18 protein-coding genes, 1 pseudogene and 1 riboswitch are annotated in these 21,056 nt (G+C 60.1%); of the genes and pseudogenes, 1 reads left to right on the top strand and 18 read right to left on the bottom strand.

Annotation, left to right across the window (positions count from 1 at the left end; all coding sequences use genetic code 11):
- Positions 1-248 precede the first annotated feature (248 nt).
- From AB1576_12885 to mtbB, 17 genes and pseudogenes are all read right to left on the bottom strand, one after another.
- On the bottom strand, positions 249-701 hold the full coding sequence (locus AB1576_12885) for a CD1247 N-terminal domain-containing protein (protein MEW6082632.1): 453 nt from the start codon (positions 699-701) through the stop codon (positions 249-251).
- Positions 702-713: 12 nt separating this feature from the next.
- Positions 714-1,280, bottom strand: a complete 567-nt coding sequence (gene efp / locus AB1576_12890; GenBank protein ID MEW6082633.1) for an elongation factor P — start codon at positions 1,278-1,280, stop codon at positions 714-716.
- Between the two features lie 49 nt (positions 1,281-1,329).
- A complete protein-coding gene (locus tag AB1576_12895; protein ID MEW6082634.1) occupies positions 1,330-2,403 on the bottom strand; it encodes a Xaa-Pro peptidase family protein in 1,074 nt (357 codons plus the stop codon).
- Positions 2,400-3,458, bottom strand: coding sequence for a bis-aminopropyl spermidine synthase family protein (locus AB1576_12900; GenBank protein MEW6082635.1), 1,059 nt, complete (start codon positions 3,456-3,458; stop codon positions 2,400-2,402). Before AB1576_12900 ends, AB1576_12895 begins: the two co-directional genes overlap by 4 nt.
- Before the next feature lie 242 nt (positions 3,459-3,700).
- Entirely contained in the window at positions 3,701-3,889 is a 189-nt protein-coding gene (locus AB1576_12905; GenBank protein ID MEW6082636.1) for a hypothetical protein, read from the bottom strand.
- 117 nt (positions 3,890-4,006) lie between these two features.
- A complete protein-coding gene (locus AB1576_12910) occupies positions 4,007-4,858 on the bottom strand; it encodes an amidohydrolase family protein (GenBank protein MEW6082637.1) in 852 nt (283 codons plus the stop codon).
- A gap of 106 nt (positions 4,859-4,964) precedes the next feature.
- Entirely contained in the window at positions 4,965-5,501 is a 537-nt protein-coding gene (locus AB1576_12915) for a cupin domain-containing protein (protein MEW6082638.1), read from the bottom strand.
- Positions 5,502-5,576: 75 nt separating this feature from the next.
- On the bottom strand, positions 5,577-6,971 hold the full coding sequence (gene lpdA / locus AB1576_12920) for a dihydrolipoyl dehydrogenase (GenBank protein ID MEW6082639.1): 1,395 nt from the start codon (positions 6,969-6,971) through the stop codon (positions 5,577-5,579).
- Positions 6,959-7,735 carry a biotin/lipoate A/B protein ligase family protein gene (locus AB1576_12925; protein MEW6082640.1) on the bottom strand — a complete coding sequence of 259 codons (777 nt, stop codon included), beginning with the start codon at positions 7,733-7,735 and terminating at the stop codon, positions 6,959-6,961. Before AB1576_12925 ends, lpdA begins: the two co-directional genes overlap by 13 nt.
- Positions 7,736-7,763: 28 nt before the next feature.
- Positions 7,764-8,750, bottom strand: coding sequence for a radical SAM protein (locus tag AB1576_12930; protein ID MEW6082641.1), 987 nt, complete (start codon positions 8,748-8,750; stop codon positions 7,764-7,766).
- Positions 8,747-9,568, bottom strand: a complete 822-nt coding sequence (locus AB1576_12935) for a radical SAM protein (protein MEW6082642.1) — start codon at positions 9,566-9,568, stop codon at positions 8,747-8,749. Before AB1576_12935 ends, AB1576_12930 begins: the two co-directional genes overlap by 4 nt.
- A gap of 97 nt (positions 9,569-9,665) precedes the next feature.
- A complete protein-coding gene (gene gcvPB, locus AB1576_12940; GenBank protein MEW6082643.1) occupies positions 9,666-11,117 on the bottom strand; it encodes an aminomethyl-transferring glycine dehydrogenase subunit GcvPB in 1,452 nt (483 codons plus the stop codon).
- A complete protein-coding gene (gcvPA, locus tag AB1576_12945) occupies positions 11,114-12,454 on the bottom strand; it encodes an aminomethyl-transferring glycine dehydrogenase subunit GcvPA (protein ID MEW6082644.1) in 1,341 nt (446 codons plus the stop codon). The genes gcvPB and gcvPA overlap by 4 nt, the downstream gene beginning before the upstream one ends.
- Positions 12,454-12,840, bottom strand: coding sequence for a glycine cleavage system protein GcvH (gcvH, locus tag AB1576_12950; protein MEW6082645.1), 387 nt, complete (start codon positions 12,838-12,840; stop codon positions 12,454-12,456). Before gcvH ends, gcvPA begins: the two co-directional genes overlap by 1 nt.
- Positions 12,841-12,843: 3 nt before the next feature.
- Positions 12,844-13,950 (bottom strand): glycine cleavage system aminomethyltransferase GcvT, encoded by a 1,107-nt coding sequence (gene gcvT, locus AB1576_12955; GenBank protein ID MEW6082646.1) that lies wholly within the window; start codon positions 13,948-13,950, stop codon positions 12,844-12,846.
- Between the two features lie 163 nt (positions 13,951-14,113).
- Positions 14,114-14,206: riboswitch (glycine riboswitch) on the bottom strand.
- A gap of 425 nt (positions 14,207-14,631) precedes the next feature.
- Positions 14,632-16,338, bottom strand: coding sequence for a PEP/pyruvate-binding domain-containing protein (locus tag AB1576_12960; GenBank protein MEW6082647.1), 1,707 nt, complete (start codon positions 16,336-16,338; stop codon positions 14,632-14,634).
- Positions 16,339-16,484: 146 nt separating this feature from the next.
- Positions 16,485-17,867 (bottom strand): annotated as a pseudogene (mtbB, locus tag AB1576_12965) ([dimethylamine--corrinoid protein] Co-methyltransferase).
- 323 nt (positions 17,868-18,190) lie between these two features.
- Between mtbB and AB1576_12970 the strand changes: the two are divergent.
- Positions 18,191-20,233, top strand: a complete 2,043-nt coding sequence (locus AB1576_12970) for a sigma 54-interacting transcriptional regulator (GenBank protein MEW6082648.1) — start codon at positions 18,191-18,193, stop codon at positions 20,231-20,233.
- A gap of 101 nt (positions 20,234-20,334) precedes the next feature.
- Here AB1576_12970 and AB1576_12975 read toward each other — a convergent pair whose 3' ends face one another.
- Positions 20,335-21,051, bottom strand: coding sequence for a hypothetical protein (locus AB1576_12975; protein ID MEW6082649.1), 717 nt, complete (start codon positions 21,049-21,051; stop codon positions 20,335-20,337).
- Positions 21,052-21,056: the final 5 nt, after the last annotated feature.

A 21,056-nucleotide genomic window follows, 5' to 3' on the forward strand; every position in this document is an offset into this window, starting at 1 on the left:
AGCCAGCCTAGGCTGGGTAGTTCGCGGATACGAGTTCTACTCGCCTGAGGGGTGTTGAATTCCCGGAGACGTTTGGGCATCTCGCCCGGGCGCCCATGCCATCTATGGGGCTCAGATCCCTTGGGCCGTGGCTTAACCTCCCGCTTCCTCTTGCTCGAGGCTGTCACTACCCACTCCACCAGGGGATCAAAGGGAAAGGGGCTCCTTCAAGCCCCTTACCCACCGGCCACAAGGACTAGATCCCCTTCTTAGTCGTCCTCCTCTTCCTCATCCTCGTCATCATCATCGTCTTCTTCTTCATCATCATCATCGTCTTCTTCATCATCTTCATCCTCAAGGTCAATAAGGTCCCCACAGCCAGGGCACACAAGTTCCAGCCCCTCGTCATCGTCGAGGAGGTCTTGCTCCATGCATATGAGCTCGCCGCAATGCGGGCACTCCACCTCTATCCCGTCTATCTCGTCGTCCTCTTCCTCGCTGTAGTAGTCGTCCTCCAATTCTGAAAGGTCCGCATCCATGCTGTCAAGGTACTCTTCCATGCTCTCTTGGTTATCCCACAAGTCCTCGAAACTCTCGGCCATTTCCTCCAGGACATCCAGGATCCCCATCAGGACCTTTCCTTCCTTGCTCTCAGGCCCGACCCCCGCTCCCTCGGCGAGACCCTTGAGATATGCTACCTTAGCCTTCAGGTCGCTACCCATGCCCACACCTCCCTAGTTTTGGGTTGCCCTTTCTATGTATTCCCCGCTTCTGGTGTCCACCCTTATTATATCCCCCACCTGAACGAACAGGGGCACCTTTACCACTGCCCCTGTTTCCAGCTTGGCGGGCTTCGTGCCTCCGGATGCGGTGTCGCCCTTTACGCCTGGATCGGTCTGGATAACCTCAAGGTCCACGGAGTTGGGGAGGTCCACCCCCAGGGGTGAGCCCCGGTACATCAATACCCAGATGTTCATGTTCTCCTTGAGGAACCACGCCCCATCACCCAGGAGGCCTTTTTGGAGGTTCATCTGCTCGTAGTTCTCCACATCCATCAACACATAGTCTTCGCCTGACGAGTAAAGGTACTGCATCTCCCTGCGCTCCAGGCGTGCCCTGGTAATCTTCTCCCCTGCTGGGAATGTCTTCTCCAGCACGTTCCCCGTCCTCATATTGCGGATCTTCGTCCTTACGAAGGCCGACCCCTTGCCGGGTTTCACATGCTGGAACTCGATGACGGAGTAGACCTCGCCGTCCAGCTCGATGGTTACCCCTGTCCGGAAATCGTTAGTGGAAATCATAGCACCCGCCCCTTGCCATCCCCTTCCGGAGAGTAGTCTCTCGGACCGTCTAGACCTCCAACACCTTAGGACAAGCCTCCGTAAGCACCTCGCATCCTTCTTCCCTCACCAACAGCAGGTCCTCAATCCTGATACCGCCCCAGCCGGGCAGGTAGATTCCCGGTTCCACCGTTACCACCATCCCTGGTGTGAGAACCTGTTCGGCCTTGGGGTTCAGCCTCGGGGCCTCGTGAACGGCCAGTCCCACGCCATGACCCAAGCCATGCCCGAATTGGTCCTTGTAGCCCCGCTCCTCTATGATACTGCGGCCTGCCACGTCCACCTCCCGGCCGGTCTTCCCTGGCATCACAGCACCTATGCCAGCCAGCTGCGCCTCCAGGACAATCCCATAGATCTCCCGGTACCGGCTGGACCCGTTCCCTACCATGAAGCACCGGGTCAGATCCGAGCAGTAGCCTTCGTAACGGCTCCCCAGGTCTACCAGGACAATGTCCCCGTCCTCTATCCTCCTGGCGGTGGGCTTCGCGTGAGGCAAAGCAGACCTGGGTCCCGAGGCTACAATCGTCTCAAACGCGCTACCGGAGGCTCCTAGGTCCTTCACCATCCTGTCCAGGTTCCTGGCAACCTCCTCCTCGGTAACACCCACACTCAAGCCCTGCACCGCGCTGGCAAGGGCGCTTATGGCGATCTCCGCGGCCCTCCTGATCTTGGAGACCTCCCCCGGGTCCTTGACAGCCCGCAGCCGCTCCACCGCCCCACTGAGGGGTTCCAGGGAGACCCCCGCCATTGCCTGCCCAAGCTTCCTGTACTGGCCGTAGGTGATATGGTCCTCTTCAAAGGCCAGCACTGAAACGCCGGATTCCCGGCAGAGGCCCGCCAGCTCCTGGAAGAAGTCCTCTTCGCAACGGACTACCTTGTAACAGGGCGCCTCCTCCTGGGCTTGGTCCGTATAACGAAAGTCCGTGATGAGGAATTGCTCCCCCGCTGTGACCAGGAGCGCTCCTAGGCTCCCCCGGAAGCCACTCAGGTAGAACCTGTTGTTGGGGTCCGTCACCAGAAAGGCGTCCGCCTGGGCTTCCGTGAGGATTTCCCGGCACTGTGACAGGCGATGGGCCTCGGTCAAGCCTGCCCATCCCCCTTACCAGGAAGCCCGGGTTCTATTTGGCCAAACTGCCGCAGGTCGTCGTCCATGTAGAGTTCCTCCCCCATATCCGAGTCCCCCCGGTGAAGGGGCCTAGGGGGACCGTAGGCCTCCACTCTGAAGAACGTGGAGTTGTACCAGGGGCTGTCCGGCCTGTCCTTCCCTTCGCCGATTCCCTTAAGGAGCAGCCCTGTGAAGTACTCGTCATCCTCCAGGAGATACCGGTTGAAGAAGGGCAGCGCGTCCGTGACAACCAGGTTCATCTCCAGTAGCATTCGCTGAATGGCAGCCCATTTCACCCTCGAGGCCTCAAGATGAGTCAGGCCAAAGTATCCTGCGGTGCCTGGTCCCTCCAGTGCTTGGACGCACCTGGAGAGAAAGAGGCCGATCCCTGGTAGGGTCTCCACGGGGTCCGTAATGAACACCTGGTGGGTGCCGTCCATGCGAGAGGGAAGCGCCTGCCTGGCGTCATATAGGGAGACCTCTATAGGGAGACCGCGCTGGGCCGCAACATCACCGGTGAAGTCTATGAGACGCCTGTCGATCTCCACGACAGTCACCGCACGGGGCAGTCCGGTGAGGGCCAGGCAGATGCCGGTGAGGTCGTCGTCGCCAAGGAGAAACACGCGGCTACCCTCCAGGTCCCCGCGTTCATAAAGGAGGAGGCAGCGGGCCAGCGCGTTCTCCTCATCCACGTAGCCCTGGTCGAACTCGGGAACAGCCCGAGGCCGTTTGGCGGCAATGGACCGGAATTCCCGAAGGACCTCCCGGAATTGGCCTGCCTCAAGGCCCCGGCCGGAACAGGCCCGGCAGGTCGTAGGTCTCCTTGGCACCAGACCCTCCCTGGCGGCCTCTGCCATGCCCTGGCGAGTCAGAGATAACCCCTTCTGGGTAGGCACGGTCAATCCCTGGCGAGCCATATCCTTCAAGTCAGAGACAAGCCTGGATAGCATGGACGGGTAGGAACCGGCAATATCCCACACGCTGGCGTCCTTAGCCATGAGTTCTCTCATGATGCTCCTTCGTCCCCTATCCACCTGCTGCTCCACCCTTTCCCAGACCTATCCAGGCTCTCCAGTCTCTTGTCCACTCTAAGTGTATATCCCACAAAGCCCCCCCTGTCAACAAGGCCAGGCCGAGGGGTGTCAACGGGTCCGGGTGGCTATCCCCCCCAAGAGGGCAAGAGCCCTAACAGCAAGCGACCCGGCACGTCTAAGCACCGGGTCGCGAAAACCCCAGGACCTCAGGCAACCGGGAAGAATGAATGGGGACCGTGGCTTCAGCCCTTGGCTTCGGATACTCCGGGCACACTCCCAGTGGCCCTCATGATTACCAGTGCCCCACCCTCAACATACATAAGAACGTCACCCCCGCAGCTCAGCCCGGCCTTATCCAGGCAATCACGGGGAATTGAGATGGAGCCAGCCTCATCTAGATCGATTAGAAACCTCTGGCACAAGCAGCCCATGAATGAAGTCTCCTCCTCTGGGGGTTTGGCTTTCCCGAAAAGAGTAGTGCCCGGGGAGCCCTTGGGGTAAGGTAATCATAACCCCCGTGAGGCGCGAAATCTGTCGCTCCCTGAAGACTAGGGTGCCAATTTCGCAAGGAGCCCCCGGGCGTTTTCCCCTCCGACCATCCGCTGCTCGCCCGGGGTCAGCCCTGCCTCCTCGAGCCGCCGGAGGTACCTACCTGGCTTGAGCAGCGGGTAGTCCGTCCCAAGGAGCACCTTGTGCAGCACCCCTGCTTCCCTGGCGACCCTGTACACCCCCGCCTCATACAGGAAGGGGTCCGCCGCGGTGTCATAGTAGACGTTCCCGAGGGCCCGCCTAACCTCAGGCATGAGCTCGTAGAAGGCCAACCCCCCTCCCCAGTGGGCCAATATCACGGGGATGTCAGGGTACTTGGAGCAGAAGGCCCAGGCACGCTCCGGCCCTGTGCTTCCCTTTCCGGGATAGTGATGCCCCACCAGCTCGTTGGAGTGGAGAAACAGGCACAGGCCCGACTCCCGGGCCACCCCTGCCAGGTCCCTGGTATGGCTTGCGTCACCCAGGTCGAAGTCCTGCCCATCAGGGAAGAGCTCACCGATGCCCAGCAGTCCCGCATCCTTGCAGCGAAACACCTCCTTCTCCATCCCGGGATCCCTGGGAGGCACGCAACAAAAACCCACGAGACGGTCCGGGTGCTGCTTCACGGCTTCTATCACGTAGTCGTTAGCCTCCCGGCACAGGCCCAGGTCCTTGAAGGCGTAACCGAACACCACCGAGGTGCCGATCCCCGCAAGGTCCATCTCACCCAGGACCTCGTCCGCCGTGGCCAGCGCCTTTTCGGGACCCTGGCACAGCATGGCGAAGTAGGCATCCCGGCGGCACAGGCGGTCAGAGCCATCGATCATCTCCTGGGACAAGACGTGAACGTGGAAGTCAACAACATGGTTCACGGGGCATACCTCCTATCTCCGGTCGAGCCACAACAGGAGTTCTAGGCATAACAGGTATGTCCTGCAGTCCTCCCTATCATGTGAGGGAAGAGAGGGCCTGCCACGGTCAGAAACCTGGGGGGGTGACTGCGGATATGAATTCCAGGTCCTCATGACCGCCGTTCACTATGCTGTGGGGAACCAAGGAGAAGTAGTAGATCGAGTCCCCTGTTTCCATGTGGTACTCTCGCTTCCCCAGGATGAATCTCATGGTGCCCGAAAGCACGTGTGTGCACTCCTCCCCAGGGTAGCTCAGGGGCTCCTGGGAGAAGGCGCGACCCGGGGCCAGGCGGACCTTGAGCATGCCTATCTTGCGGCGCAGGTTAGGGGTGAGGATCCGGCAGTCAGCGGGAGACGAGGGAAACACGATGCTCCGGCAGTCAGATCCCCTGACTATGGGGTCATCACCCTCTGTTTCCAGGAAGAAGTAGAAGATCGGGACCTTCAGTGCCTCCGCGATCCGCCTCAGTGAGGCCACGGAGGGCTCCGCAAGGTCCCTCTCTACCTGGCTCAAGAAACTCGGCGTCAGATGGGTCTTCTCCGCCAAGTGCCTCAGGCTGAGGCCCATCTCGATTCGCTTTCCCCTGACTATGCGGCCAATCACAGGTATCCCTCCACTCGCTTGGTATCGAGGGAATTCGACACCCGGATTGCCAAATCCTCCCTTTTTCCCAGTCCCTTAGCGGACCTTCGCCAAGTGAATGGGATGGCCCATGATCCCGTGACAGGCCTCCATGATAGCCTCAGGAAGGGTGGGATGGGCGTGGATCATCGTGGCGATCGCCTCCGCGGTACCGCCCAGGACTATCGCAATAGCGGCCTCATGGATGATCTCTGTGGCATGGGGGCCCAGGATGTGCATGCCCAGGAGGAGTCCAGTCTCCCCGTCCGCCACCACCTTCACCATGCCCTCAGCCTCACCCAGTGCCACGGCCTTGCCGTTGGCAGAAAAGGGGAAACGGGACACCTTCACAGAGTACCCGGCATCCCGGGCGGCGCGCTCGGTGAAGCCGACGCTGGCCGCCTCAGGACTGGAGAACACGCACTGGGGCACAACCTTGTAGTCCATGTCGGAACCTGTAGAGAACATGTCCTCAACGGCGATGATACCCTCGCGAGAGGCCACTGGGGCCAGGTAGTACTTGCCCACAACGTCACCGATGGCATACACCCCAGCAAGGCTGGTCCGCATCCTGTTGTCAACCTTGATACCCTTGGAGTCATGCTCTATTCCCAGGGCAGCCAGGTCCAGGCCGCCGAAGTCCGGTACCCGGCCCATAGCGATGAGGACCTCTTCGGCCTCAAAGGTGACTTCCTTGCCCTCCTTGGTGTTGGCGATGACCCTCTTTGCCCCGTCGCCGGAGACCTGGATGTCCTTGATGAAGATACCGGCGTTGACCTTGATCCCCTGGCGCGCCAAGAGGGGCATTATCCGCTTGGAGAGTTCCTCGTCCACGGGTGGCAACACCAACGGGGACCGCTTGATGATGTCTATCTTGGTACCAAACGCCGCGTAGATGCAGGCAAACTCCACGCCCAGTACTCCGCCGCCAATCACCAGCATGCTCTCGGGTGGTTTTGGGAGGCAGAGGGCTTCATCGCTGGTGATGGCCCGCCGAATGGCAGCCTCGGGCACCGGTGGAAGTGCGTGTCCCGAGCCTGTGGCAATCAACGTGAACCGTGTCTCCAGCCGGGCAGCATCGGGGCCGCTCACCTCTACCATGCCAGGCTTCGGTATGGAAGCCTTCCCCCGATAGCAGGTGATACCGTTCGAGGAGAACAGCTTCTCCACGCCAGTAACTAGGCGGTTCACTACCTCTTGCTTCCTCTGGATGACACTGGGGAAGTCTAGCTGGTACTCCTTCACCCTTACCCCATAACCCTCGCCGTTCACAATAGTCTTGTATGCCTCAGCGCTCTTCACCATGGCCTTGGTGGGGATGCATCCCCGGTTGAGGCAGGTCCCTCCAAGGTCCCTGGCCTCCACTACAGCCACCTTGGCTCCCAGCTGCGCAGCCCTGACCGCGGCCACATACCCGCCGGGACCACTGCCTATTACGGCTAGATCGAACAATTGACTCCCTCCTCGGCTTGCCGGGCCTCGTTCCAAGCCAGGTTCCCGTACTTTTTCGCTTCAAGACGGAGGCTCAGTTCTTCTTCTTCCCTTGTCAACTCGCCATAAACCAGCTCTATCCCCAACCCCTTTTCAAAACCCACCCGGAGGGCCTCTTCTACCTCCTGGGGTTCCGGCACTCGCCCCAGGGCCTCCTCCAGATCAATAGCCCTTGCGCTGAGCACTCGCCCTAACCTCATGGCTGCCTCAGCATCATGGGTGAGTACAGATGAGACCACTTGGGAATCAAGCCTCAGGGGTAGTGAACCATGCTGCAAGAGGGCCTCCCACTTCCTCACCTGAGCGCTTCCTATCGCCTTTCTGCCATTGACGAGGATCTCCTGGACCGAAGAAAGGTCAAAGCAGGCAGCGGACAAGCCGCTATGGCGCCGGCCTGGGGCTAAGGTCGCATCCGCCCCTAGGTACCTGTAGGCCTCAAGCAAGCCCCGGCTGAGATAGACGTAGGACTGGATGACGCTCTCGGGGACGTGGGTTGTGGCCAAGCACACGCTGTAGGTCACCTCATGGTGGTGCACTACAGCCCTGCCGCCCGTGGGCCTCCTGACAACGTCCAGGCCCCTCCTCTGGCACTCTTTGAGATTCACCTCCTCATATCGCTGGAAGTATCCCAGTGATACACAAGGGGGATCCCATTTGTAGACCCTGAGGGTGGGAGGTGCTTCTCCCCTTCCCACAATCCTTGCGACAGCCTCATCCACGGCCATGTTGCGCCTGCCAGTAGAGGCACCGTGGCTAATCAGTCTCCAACGCATGGCACCCGGTACCCAGCCTTTCCAGAACCAGCCGCACAGCCTCGTCACGCTCAAGAGCGGTGAGCGGTCTTGGGTAGTTGAATAATGGCCCGCGAGGGCTCTCGTTGTAGTAGGGCCTGTTGCATGAGTCACACCCCGTGGTCCTGAAGGCATCGCCTTTGCCCAGCGCCAGCCGGGTGCCACCCGGCGAAAGCCCGAGGCTTGCCAGGCGCCCCTCTTGGAAACTCATGTTCTCCACCCTAACCGAGCCAGACCTCAGAAGATGTGTTGCCGCCTGTATGATGCGGTAGCTGGCCAGATCTGGCCTTTCCCAGGATTCCATGGGTGTCCCCTTTACCGGAGTGAAGGCAAAGAGGGCCACAGTTATCCCCTGGTCCGCCAGGGCCTGGAACTGCCGGAGCATTTCCTCCTCAGTCTCGCCCATTCCCGCGATGAGATGGGTGCTTATCCGGCCAGGGAACTCCTTGGCGACCCGGGCTAGCTCCTCCAGGGCCATGGCCGGGTCCTGGGCCTTAACCCTCCTGTAAAGGGTGGGTGTTGCCGCGTCCAAGGGGAGCCCCACCCGGTCTGCACCAGCCTCTAGGGCCTCCCGTGCCAGGCGGGCCTTGGGAAGGGCGGATACCGAAATGGGCACGCTTGAGGTCTTCCTGATCGCCGCCACAGTCTCAAGGAGCACGTCCCAAGACCCCGGGGAGAACACAGACTGCAGGCACACCCGCCCTATAGTGCCCCGCTGGTAGGCGTTTCTAGCCTCGGCGACGACCCGCTCCCTTTCGAATGCTGGCCAGGTAACCCTTGACAGGAGATCTGCCTTGGACGCCGACACCCTTGCCTGGGGACAGAAGGCACAGGACTGGGAGCAGCCCTCACCCACCAGAAGGTAGGCCGTAGTAGGCTTGCACTGGCTCTGAGCCCCGTCCAGCCTTAGTACCTCCGCGGTTCCTGCGGAAACCCCTATCCTGGTCACAGGCAGCAACACTCCCACTTCTCGCTGACTTCAAACCCGTTCTCCATAGCCAATCTCAGCGCGGGCGGGCTCGGATTCACGATCTCGTCGATGCCCTCGCGCAAGGCCATGGTGTCCAGATCTGACCGGTACCTGGTACCCGGTCGCATGCACCCCAAGGACAGAGTAGCACTGGGAAGCCCTGTTCTCGCCCGTAACACCACCCTCTGCACCTCTTTCAGCGGGGGCGGCTCAGCGTCCCCGTATCGCGTTCCCCTGGTGGGAATGAACACCAGGAGCACCAGGTGCTCCACACCCTCTCGCTTGAGGAAGTCCAGCACCCGGTACTCGTGGCCCAGGTCGCCCCCCCGGAGGCCGATGCAGAGGTGGGGCACAACCCTCACGTGTTGCCTCAGGGCCAGGTAGGCATCCTGGTAGGCCCGGGCGCCCCTCTGGTGACCGTATACCTCACGCACCGTATCATCGTCCCCTACCATGTCCAGGGAGACCACATCGACCCGGCCTGCTATGGCCTGGGCCTCCCGAGGCCCGGCGAGCCCTGAATGAAGGTTTACCCTCCCCAGTTCGCGCAACTGCTCCAGGAGAGGGAGGTGTTCCATAAAGGGCACCGTCCCTGGCGGGTCGCACCCGCCGCTCACCAGCACGCTGGATGCCCTACCCTCCTGAAGCGCCCTGACTGCCTGTCCCGGGGAGCTCATGTGCCTAAGGTAGTGCCCAGCACAGTGAGCGCAGCCCATGCGACACTCTGACCCGGTAAGGCTCGCTGGCAACGTGCGCTGGGGGTACACAAAGGCCACTTGTCGACTGGAGCCGGTCACGTCTCTTCCCCCGTTCCTTGTTCGTCGCCCCGGGGGGAAGGGAGCAGGCTTGCCCCGCTCCCTGTCCCCACTTGGAGGCTTGCCCAGCGAATCGACCCTAGCCGTTCCAGCGAAGGTCCGGCTGCCGGGCAGCTCTTGCCTCATCCAGGCGGCCCACAACGGTGGCATGGGGTGCCGCCTTGACCATATCGGGGTTCTCCAGGGCCTCACTGGCGATATCCAGCATGGCCTGGATGAAGTAGTCCATTGTCTCCCTGGATTCGGTCTCCGTGGGCTCCACCATGAGCGCCTCATCAACTATGAGGGGGAAGTACACGGTGGGTGGGTGAACCCCATAGTCCAGGAGCCGCTTGGCGATATCCAGGGTCTTTATACCTGTATTCTCCTTGATCCTCTTGGGCATCACCACGAACTCGTGCTTGCAGTGGCGGTCATAGGGCAGGTCATAGGCGCTCAGGAGCTTCCGCATCACATAGTTCGCGTTGAGCACGGCATTCTCGCTGACTTCCTTGAGGCCCTGAGCCCCCAGCATCCGGATGTAGGTGTATGCCTTCACCATGACGCCAAAGTTCCCATAGAAGGACCTTACCCTGCCTATGCTTTCGGGCATGTCGTAATCCAGGTAGTAACGGCCATCCTTCATCCCCACGATGGGCACCGGCAAGAACGGCGCCAGCTCCTTGGTGACTCCCACAGGGCCCGAACCGGGACCCCCACCGCCGTGGGGCGTCGAGAAGGTCTTGTGGAGGTTGAAGTGGACCACATCAAAACCAGCGTCCCCGGGCCTAGCCAGGCCCATAATGGCATTGGCGTTGGCACCGTCGTAGTACAGCAAGCCGCCAGCCTCGTGGATCATCCGGGCTATCTCATGGATGTTCTCGTCGAACAAGCCCAGGGTGTTGGGGTTCGTGAGCATGAGCCCCGCCACGTCGTCGTCCAGTACCTTCTGGAGTTCCTGGAGGTCCACTCCTCCCCGCTCATTGGACTTCACCTCAACGGTCTTATAGCCACACATCACCGCTGAGGCCGGGTTCGTGCCGTGAGCGGAATCAGGGATGATGATCTTGCTCTTCTTCTTCCCGTTCTTTTCATGATAGGCCCTGAATATGAGAAGCCCTGTGAGCTCACCATGTGCTCCCGCGGAGGGCTGCAGCGATACCGCGTCCACCCCGGCAATCTCCGCGAGGTACACCTGGAGCTCGTACAGCATCTCGAGGGCCCCCTGGGAAGCCTCCTCAGGGGCGTAGGGGTGAAGGTCGGCAAACCCTGGAAGGGTGGCCGCCTTCTCGTTCACCTTGGGATTGTACTTCATTGTACATGACCCCAGGGGGTAGAACCCCACGTCCACGCCATGGTTCAGCTGGGACATCTTCGTGTAGTGCCGGACCACATCAACCTCGCTCACTTCAGGTAACTCGGGCGGGCTCGCCCTGAGTGCACCCCGGGGAAGCAACTCATCCTTCGACTTCATCGGCACATCGCACTTGGGCAGGGTGTAAGCGGACCGCCCCGGAGAACTCATCTCGAAGATGAGGGGTCTCGTTTTCATGCCAATCCCTCCAATGCCGCCACAAGGCGCTCAATTTCCTGGCGAGAGCGCTTCTCGGTGACGGCCACCAGAAGCCCCTCAGAGTACTCCGGATACCAGCGTCCCAGGTCCACGCCGGGGAGAATGCCCTTCTTGACCAGGTCCTTGATGATGGAGGACGGAGATACTGGGCACTTCACAGCGAACTCCTTGAAGAAGGGCTTCCCAGGGATGAGCGGCTCAAAGCCCTTCACTGAACCTAGGGAATCCATGGCGAAGTGGGCCTTCTGCAGGCACAGGTTTGAAACCTCCTGAATGCCCTGGCGGCCCATGGTGGCCAGGTAGACCGTGGCTGCCAGCGCGTTCAAGGCCTCGTTGGAGCAGATGTTAGATGTGGCCCTCTCGCGCCTTATGTGTTGCTCCCGGGTTTGCAGGGTCAGCACGAAGCCTCGCTGGCCCCGCACATCCAGGGTGGTGCCAACGATCCTTCCTGGCATCCTCCGGACAAACTTCTCCTTGGAGGCAAAGAAGCCAAGGTACGGTCCACCATAGCTCAACGGGTTACCCAGGGCTTGGCCTTCACCCATTACGATGTCAGCGTCATAGTCGCCCGGGGCTTTGAGGACCCCAAGGGAGATGGGGTCTACCGCTACCACGAAGAGCGCCCCCGCGTCGTGGGCGATCTTGGAGATGTCATCAACGCTTTCCACAACCCCTAGGAAGTTAGGCTGTTGCGCCATGACACAGGCGGTCTCGCCATCCACCATGCGTGAGAGGGCCTCAAGGTCCGTGGCGCCATCCGACATGGGCACCTCTTGCACAGGGATCTCCACGGCCTTGGCATAGGTGGCCAGCACCTCACGATACTCAGGGTTTACTGCCCGGGACACCAGGACCTTGCGACGGCGGGTACTGGATACTGCCATTAGGGCGGCCTCCGCCAGGCTGGTCGCCCCGTCGTACATCGAGGCGTTGGATACATCCATGCCCGTAAGCTGGCAGATTAGGCTCTGGTACTCGTAGATGGACTGGAGCACCGCCTGGCTCACTTCCGGCTGGTAGGGGGTATAGGCAGTGTAGAACTCCGAGCGGGAGGTAACGTGCCCTACGACACTTGGAATGAAGTGGTCGTAGGCCCCCGCTCCAGCAAAACATACCAAGTCGTGGAGGTTCCGGCCCGACATTTCATGAAGAAGGTTCAGGGCGTCCAGTTCCGAGAGGGGCTCGGGCAGGTTCATGTTGCCCTTGAACCGGACTTCATCAGGAATATCCGCGAAGAGTTCATCTATAGACCGGACCCCGATGGTCTCCAGCATGATCTTCCGGTCCCTGTCGGTGTTAGGAATAAACCCGCCCATCAGTGTTCTTCCTCGCTCGCGTGTTTTTCGTAGGCCTCCACATCTAGGAGGTTATCCAGCTCCGCCATGTCCTTGATCTTCACCGCCATGATCCAGCCCTCGCCATACCCATCAGTGTTGATGAGGTCAGGCTGGGATGCTAGGTTCTCGTTGACCCTGACTACCTCACCGCTGACCGGGGAGTAACAGTCAGAGACAGCCTTCACCGACTCCACCACACAGAAGGCCTCGCCCTGAGTCACCTCGCGGCCAACCTCGGGGAGTTCCACAAAGACGATGTCTCCCAGGTGGTCCTGGGCGTAGAAGGTCAGCCCTACGACTCCCTCGTGTCCCTCCACACGGATCCATTCATGGGTCTTTGTGTACTTGAGGTCCTTTGGATACATTCATCACGCCTCCTTTGGTCTTCTGTAGAACGGGAGTTTGGTAATCTCGGCGCGGAGATCCTTGTCCCTTACCCGTACCATTATTTGCTGCCCAACCTGAGACACTTCCACCGGCACGAAACCAAGACCTAGATTCTTGCCAAGGGTTGGGGAGAAGGAGCCCGTTGACACATGGCCCACTTCCTTGCCGTCTTTTACTATTGGGTAGCCTGTCCTGGGGATACCCCGGTCCACCATGACGAAGCCCACCAGGCGCCTCTTGGGGCCCTCAGCGGCCGTCTTCGCCAGGGCATCCCGGCCAACGAATTCCTTGGTCAGGTCTACGAAGCGTTTTAGGCCTGCCTCCAGCGGGCCAATCTCATCGGTCATCTCCTGCCCGTACAAGGGCATGGCCGCCTCGAACCTCAGGGTATCCCTGCACCCGAGCCCTGCAGGCACTACTCCCAGCGGTTTGCCCGCCTCGATTATGCTGTCCCACAGCACGGGTGCGTCCTTGGGTTCGCAGTAGATCTCAAAGCCGTCCTCCCCCGTGTAACCGGTCCTGGAAACCAGTGCCCTTTTTCTGGCCACCTCCACATTGTCCTTGAAGTAGTAGTACCCTATGGAGCCCAGGTCCTCCGAGGTAAGTTTCTGCATCGTAGCCACGGACACAGGACCCTGTATGCACAGCTCCGCGGTTTCCTTGGAGATGTTGGCGACCTTCACATCGGAGAAGCCCCTGGCAAGCTCGCTGATCCACTGGTAGTCCTTCTCAATGTTGCCCGCGTTGATCACCAGCATATAGTGGTCCGCTGACAGGCGGTAGACAAGGAGGTCGTCCACTACCCCGCCACGCTCATTGCACATGGGGGAGTACCGCACCTGCCCGTCACCCATCGTGGCGATCCGGTTAGTCAGCGCCTTCTCCAGGAGTCCGGTGGCGTCCCGGCCCCTAATGTCCAACTCGCCCATATCGGATACGTCGAACAGGCCACCCCTCTGCCTCACTGCATGGTGCTCCTGGATGATGCTGCTAAACTGAACCGGCAACGCCCACCCCTCGAAGTCGATGATCTTCCCCCCGTACTTCAAGTGGGTCTCGTATAGAGGGGTTCGCTTTAATCCTATCATGTACTCACCTCCAGTTTTGTCTTTGACACCGTGTCCCTCAGGGGAAAAACAACGGACAGGAGCCTGAAATCATCCAGCACCCCTGTCCGGATACCTGAGAGATTGATGCCCCGGAGGGCAATTTCCCCTTTGGTGGCCCGATAACGGGCTCTCTCCAGAGTTCCGTCCCGGCACGATACCTTTGCCTGAGAGTTTCGGGTGGATGGCCTTGCTCCTTCGGCGCCCTCGCTTGGAGGGTCTCTCTCGTGCCAATCATCCGGACGTTATTCGGTTTGGTTTCACCCTTTCGCCATAGGGTCCAAATCTCCTGCCCGTACTATAGCCCTCTCTGGGACACGATTTCGCGGCCCTCCGGAGGCCGTCCTAGTTCTGGAACGAATACCCTGATCTCACACCATGGACACCGGAGGATATAGTCGCACTGTATCTCCCGGCGGGATACGGCCTTCTTTGTCTCGGAAGGTACCCTTATGCCACACCATTCCAGGGACGCCTGCCGGCAACTAGGGCAGAGACCATGCCTCTCGAGAGTACCCTCATCCATGAGCATCCCGCCCATTGTCATATCCCAGCGCTCCGCTCGGTCACCGGGACAGGAACCGCTCTTTATTAAGAATTCTCCATCAAGCCCTGGAATCCTTTTTAATAATTCACTCCTTTGCTAATCATTTCCCTTATCTCTCAACCCTCCACGACACTGCCTGTTACATCCTGGCCGTCCAGGTAAGCCGAGAAATCGCCCCTGTACAGACGGACAGCCTTGTGCCTGGTGGCGTCATGAGGGTGCTTTTGGAACCAATCGACGTTGAATACATTGCTCGGCCTGTTGTCGAAGACTGGCATGTAAAGGGTCCCGTCCAGCTCCAGATCTGCGAAGAAGTGCGTACCGTATGAGAGCTCCGGTGTGAAGCCGTGGTGACTTATGCCCATCTCCACCAGGAGCGCCGCGCCGGAAATCTCAGCGTACTGGACAGGTACCCCTCGTGACGGATCGCTAGATCCCCACCGCCCGGGACCCACCAGTATGTACTTCTGCGGAAAGAGCTCTGCGTTCAGGCGCCCAATCTCGCGAGAGACCGCGTAGCGATCCATTGTGGTCCTGTATGCGTCGTGGTCTACGTAGACAAGGTTCCTAATCCCTTCCAGCACCCCGTTGGTCACCATCGTGTCCCCCCGGAGGATCAGTGTCTTTCCTGTGATGTCCGGTGTCTGTACCCGCCGGTACTCCTCGTAGCTGCTGAGGGGACGGGCCTGCACCAGGGAGAAGGACCCATCATCGGTCTCGAATGTGAACTTGATATCCACGGGGGTACCCATCTTCTTCTCCAGGGTTTCGAAGAGGAACCTCACCGTTGAGAAGAGGGCGGGCTGAAAGTGAGGAAGGCGGTGGAAGGTGAACACAAACCGGTAGTTGGGCCTGGGGCGTGGCAGGTCCAAACCTGGGATGTCCTGAAGTGCATTCTCCGCGGCATTGTAGATCTGGGCAAACGCGCGAAAGGCTCCATGGTAACCGGCAACCTCTGGCGCTGAGTTGATGTTGTATGACTCAAGCTGGCCCGAGGCCAAGGATAGGATATCGAAGGTCTCCTGGGAATACTTGGCTATCTCCTGGGGGTTTTGCCCTTCTGGCCTGAGTTTCAGGTTGCTCAAAGACAGGTTCCTGGCGTAACCCCGGCCCGTGCAGCGGGTACCCATTCCAAACACCAGCCGGACCACCCCGTCCTCCACCCGCACCCTGGGAGTCCACCTCCGGTAGTTCCTGGAGAAACCAACGCCGGAAATCTCAGGGTAGAAGGCATTCCACCTTCGCCGGCCCTGGAGACTCTGGATGATTACCGCCATCATTTCCCCATGGAGCCCGTGCCTCTTTCTGTACTGGGAGGCGCTAGGGTTGAAGGTGCTGGCGAACACCCTCTTGATGGAGGCCTCCAAGGCGTACAGCCGCTGGTCAATGTCTCCGGAATTGGGGATGAACTCGGTGAGATACTTCCCGGCAAAGGAGTACCTGACACTGTCCTCAAGGAGTGACGATGAGCGAATGGCCAGAGGGTAGTCCACGGTTTCCAGCAGGGCCCTCAGGTCACGCAGAAGGGAATCGGAAAGGTGGCCCCCCAAGAAGGCCCTCTCTACCCCATCGTAGGGAACGCCGCCCTCCACGAAGGGTAGGAGGCGGTTGGCCTCAATGAAGTCCTGGTACACCTCAGTGGACAGGTACCACGACTCCGGGATGATGACGGGGAGCCCGGCGCGGGGCGGGACATCCTCAAGGATCTCCCTGGCAAAGACCAGGCCCTTGGCCTTTCCCCCGATCTTGCCAGACCCAAAAGTGGCCTTCACGCAAGAGCCCACTTGGGCTGGCTCAAATCCAAGGAACCAAGACTTGGGCACAGTAACGCACCTCCCGCAGATGCTCCCGAACCGGTGGATTCAACAGGTTCCGGGGATTTCCCTACCTTGACATCAAGTCCACGGGCAGACAACGGTTGAGGGTCTCCTAGGGAACCCTCAACCGGAAGAACGTGCCCGGGCCCACCTTAGCCCAGGAGAAGACGGCTCCGGTTAACGCAATTGATCTCAATTCCCAGTAGCTTTGATATCTGGAACTTAGCCTCCAGGCCCCTGGCGTACCCGTGCACCGAGCTCACCAGCCCCAGGTTCAGTTCCCTTCTCACGTCGTTCATGACGGCCTCGTCGGTGAGGTCCCTGATACTCACCTTGAGCCTGCTGGCCACGTACTCCTTGGCCTCCCCCAGCTTCACGCCGCGAGCCATCTGCATCCGGGCTACCAGATCTCCAGCGGCCCGGACTCCGCCCATACCCGCAGCCATTGAGTGAGTTATCGCCATTCCCAAGGGATCCCCCATGCCTACCTACAGCCCATCCATGCCTCCGATTTCAGCCAGGGCCACCGACACCCTGGAGACAGCGTCAGGGCAGGGAACTTCGTGCATGGGGATCCCTCCGACACCCATCCCCACGTTGGCGTGGACTGGGATGCTAGCCGCCGAAATACAGGCCTTGGTGTAGGTGACTGCCCTGGAGAGGTTCCATGCCAGGGACTTGGAGGTGTTGGTGTTGATGGCCGGGCCGAAGATGGTGCCACCTGCCTTCTCCACCAGCTTCACCTGCTCGTGGGGGCGGAGCCCTGCCAGGCGCACACCCTCGTAAAAGAGTTCCCCGTGCATGCCCAGGACCGTCTCTCCAGCCATCCCCACCTCGATGCACATGCCCGGGTATGTCTTCTTCAGGGTTTCCACGGCCCTTAGGGTTGCCAGGAAGTCACCGTCCCCGGCGGCCCCCGTGGTATCGAAGTTCACCCCGTCAGCCCCAGCCTCATACATGCGCAAGGCCACGTACACCATGTCCTTAATCGCCAGTTCCACGGTTTCCTCCGTGCATTGCCTGGCCTCGGCTATCCTACCCTGCGGGAGGAGTTCCGCCGGGTTAGACACTGGGCCGTCAGGCTGAGTGTAAAGGCCCAGGTTGGGCATGGCTCCGTAGAACAGGGGCAGGACTGTGCAGCGCAGCGCATCCTCCATGTCGTGCTGTTCTTCGTGGACTATCGGTTTCACAGGCTTATAGCTGTAGTCCAAGTGTGAGAGTTCTCCCGTATCGGCACCCATGAGTCTCTCGTAGATCTGCAGGGATGAAACCCTGCCCGAGGGAATCCCCAGGCGCATTATCTTGTTGGTGCCCCCGTCATAGGTGAGCACAACCTCCTTGCCCCGCTCCACGCAAACGAACTTGGCCGGCATAGTGCAAATCTCGTAGAGCCTGGCCATGTCATCCTCTGTTAGCGGAGGGATCCGGCCCTTGACGGCGGCATCCTCGGTACCTGCCCGGATATCACTGGCAATTTCCTCTGCGGTCATTTCCCCAAGGTACCCGTCGCCCATCCTTATGGTTATCATTCCCATCCGTTCCCACGCGACCTCCCTTCTTTATTCGATCACTGCTATAACGATGCTGGGTTTGTGTAGCCTGGATAGAGCCCGTCAATACAGGACCCTTGAAGGAGCGTTATCAACCGTCGCATGCAAGAACCGTACCAGGGGCGATTGGCACTGTGCGGCACCCTAGATCCTGGCTTCGAGCCCGCAGGGCGGAATCCTCCTCATCCTCGCTAGGCCGCGCCACCTGCTGGAAGAATGCATCCTTGCATTCCCCAACTGAGGGAGGCAGGAGAACCCCTGTCAAGGACGAAGGTTCAGGTGATGCAGATGGCGCAAGGGGGATAATGATGCTCAGGTTGGAGGGCTTCGTTCACAGCGCTACCATTCTCCCGGGTTCTATTCCCACAGCACAGGCCAGGAGCCTCTCTCAGGGACAGAGCGCGGTCCTCGTAGAGCATGGCGGCGTGTACGGCGTGGTTTTCCCGTCTGCGCTGGAAGTCTCTAGGGGTGCATTGTCCGATCAGGTAGAGTGGTGTGGCACCGTGGATCTTGAGGCAGACCCCGCGAGCGTTGCCGCTCTCGGCTCTGACATGGCAGTGGTATTGGCTGGTGGCCAGCCCCTCGGATACCTGGTAGTCCGGGAGGTGCTCACGGCACTTTTCCAGGAGGAGCGTTCCCGCGCTGAGCACTTGACCTCCGTCATGGACGCAACCCCTGCCGCCATTGTGGCCGTGGATGCCGAGGGGCGCATCACCCTGGCGAATCCCGCTGCCCGAAGGCTCGCAGGCCGGAAGAGATGCCTCCTTGGCTGCCCTCCCGATGGCATTTTGGGAGAATCCAACATCCAGGTGGTGGCGAAGACAGGGGCACCACAGCGCAACCGTAAACTGAGCATAGGGCCGAAGACCATTATGGCGAGTAGCCAGCCGCTGGGAAGGAAGGAGGGCGCCGTGGCTGTGCTCCAGGAGGTTGATACCGAGGCGCTCTCAGAGGAAATCCGGACCGCAAGGGAAATGAACCGTGAGATGGAAGCCATTTTCGAGTCGGTGAGAGATGAGATCTTCGTCACCGATGGAGACGGTGTGTGCCTGAGGGCGAACTCCGCCTCGGCAACGATGTGCGGTGTAAACCCGGAGGACCTGGTGGGCAAGAGAGTCACCGACCTGGAGAGGAGCGGCATATTCCACCCTAGCAGCGTGATGCTGGCTATCAAGGAGAAACGTCCCGTGACAGTCCTCCAGACAGTCAAGGGGGGAAAGAAGGTACTGGCCACGTCCACTCCCGTTCTGGACCCTGAGGGCAAGATATTCCGGGTGGTGTGCAACTCCCAGGACATAACCGAGCTCAACCGGCTCAAGACGCTCCTGGAGGAACGAGAGGAACAGATGCGCCGTTACGCCACGGAGATAGAGGCGCTGAGAATGGAGCGGATGTCACGCCACCTGGTGTTTAGGAGCAGCGCCATGGAGAGGGTGTACCAGCTGGCAGCCAGGGTCGCTCAGGTGGACTCCACGGTGCTAGTGACCGGGGAGTCAGGCGTAGGGAAGCAAGTGGTAGCGGAGACAATCCACCGGATGAGCAAGCGAAGCGAGGGCCCGTTTGTAACGGTTTGCTGCGGCGCCATCCCTGAGAACCTTCTGGAATCGGAGCTCTTCGGGTACGAGGCGGGTGCATTCACCGGGGCATTACGCGAGGGAAAACCTGGGACAATTGAGGTATCCCACGGCGGCACGCTGTTCCTGGATGAGATAGGGGACCTGCCCCTCAGCCTCCAAGTCAAAATCCTGCACTTCCTCCAGAACAAGCAGATCGTCAGGGTCGGGGGCACCAAGACCCGCAATGTGGACACACGCGTCCTGGCCGCCACCAACCTGGACCTGCGGTCAATGGTGGATAAGAGAGAGTTCCGGGAGGACCTCTACTACCGCCTGAACGTTGTGCCAATCACCATTCCCCCCCTTCGTGACAGGAGGGAGGACATACCCATACTGGTGTCTCACTTCCTCTCCCGCTATAACGAGAGGTACGGTTTGGACAAGCGCATATCGCCTGATACCCTGAACTTGCTGGTAGAATATGATTGGCACGGCAATGTCCGGGAGCTGGAGAACATGGTGGAGAGACTGGTGGTCACGGTGGAGGCATCCATCATAACCCCTGGCCACGTGCCTAAAGGCATCCTGAAGGGTTCCGCCAGAGGGCGGCCGGTAACTGTATCTGCTATGATGCCCCTGAAGGAGGCCATTGAAGAGGTGGAGTGCCAGCTCATCGAGAAGGCCTACTCGCGGTTTGGGAACACCTACAAGATGGCGGAAGTCCTCGGGGTGAACCAGTCTACCATCGTCAGGAAGATGCACAAGTATATCAAGCCTCTGGCCATAAGACACTGAGCGGAGCGCTTCAGAAGGGGGGTCTTCCCATGGCCGTCAAGGTAATGGACCACTGCACGAATACGCTGCCCCCAGTGCCTGTCCTGAACACGCACTCGTCCTCATCTTCCATCTCCACGGCGGGTTCTGGGGCCCCCGCGGCGATGGCCAGGTCCTTCACGTAGCGGCGTCCCTGCTCGATGGGCGTAGGCCTTGGCCTCTGCCAGTCCCTGCACAGCATTCCTACCCCAGGGACCGTGCACCCAGAAGTCCCCCTCCCATGTCCCCTGCTGCACCAAGACCTGGACCCTCTCGATTACGTTGGCAAAGACTGCGCCAGCTGCCCCTGCCACTGAAGCGTCACTGGGGATTTCCAAGTGGGCGTGGAGTTTCTGGGCAATCCGGGGGAAGTAGGCGGATACTGGGGCCCCTATGGCCACAAGGGGTAACCTGGGGGCTATCTCGAAGGCCAGATCCCCCCTGCCATCATCCTTGAGAGCCCTGGACAGTAGCAGTGCCGTGGAAGGACACGCCTGGAGGTCGGAAGCCTCCTGGCCAAGCTCATCGGAAAGCAGCTTATAGCAGTGGTGGGACGCCATCTTCCGGGCAACCTCATCCAGGATTACTTCGCACAGGTCCTCCGGGCTGACACGGAACCGCTTGGCCTGCAGGGATACCCCGAGCCGGGCCGCCTCTACTGACCATGGGCAGTATTTGTTTGTCACGTGGAGCACATCCGTGGGGGTTAGCGATGCCCTGGCAAGGTAGCCCAGGCGCACCAGCCGGTCAAAGGGCAAAAGATCAGCATCCTTGAAAAAGGCCCGGCTGAGCCTGTACATTGACT

The sequence above is a fragment of the Bacillota bacterium genome, assembly GCA_040754315.1.
GTDB lineage: Bacteria > Bacillota > Sulfobacillia > DUSP01 > JBFMCS01 > JBFMCS01.

What these genes read in the sequence shown, in the direction of transcription:
- AB1576_12885 (MEW6082632.1), bottom strand. Translation starts at nt 701, where the DNA reads ATGGGTAGCGACCTGAAGGCTAAGGTAGCATATCTCAAGGGTCTCGCC.
- efp (MEW6082633.1), bottom strand. Translation starts at nt 1,280, where the DNA reads ATGATTTCCACTAACGATTTCCGGACAGGGGTAACCATCGAGCTGGAC.
- AB1576_12905 (MEW6082636.1), bottom strand. Translation starts at nt 3,889, where the DNA reads ATGGGCTGCTTGTGCCAGAGGTTTCTAATCGATCTAGATGAGGCTGGC.
- AB1576_12925 (MEW6082640.1), bottom strand. Translation starts at nt 7,735, where the DNA reads ATGGCCGTGGATGAGGCTGTCGCAAGGATTGTGGGAAGGGGAGAAGCA.
- gcvPB (MEW6082643.1), bottom strand. Translation starts at nt 11,117, where the DNA reads ATGAAAACGAGACCCCTCATCTTCGAGATGAGTTCTCCGGGGCGGTCC.
- gcvPA (MEW6082644.1), bottom strand. Translation starts at nt 12,454, where the DNA reads ATGGGCGGGTTTATTCCTAACACCGACAGGGACCGGAAGATCATGCTG.
- gcvH (MEW6082645.1), bottom strand. Translation starts at nt 12,840, where the DNA reads ATGTATCCAAAGGACCTCAAGTACACAAAGACCCATGAATGGATCCGT.
- gcvT (MEW6082646.1), bottom strand. Translation starts at nt 13,950, where the DNA reads ATGATAGGATTAAAGCGAACCCCTCTATACGAGACCCACTTGAAGTAC.
- AB1576_12970 (MEW6082648.1), top strand. Translation starts at nt 18,191, where the DNA reads ATGCTCAGGTTGGAGGGCTTCGTTCACAGCGCTACCATTCTCCCGGGT.
- AB1576_12975 (MEW6082649.1), bottom strand. Translation starts at nt 21,051, where the DNA reads ATGTACAGGCTCAGCCGGGCCTTTTTCAAGGATGCTGATCTTTTGCCC.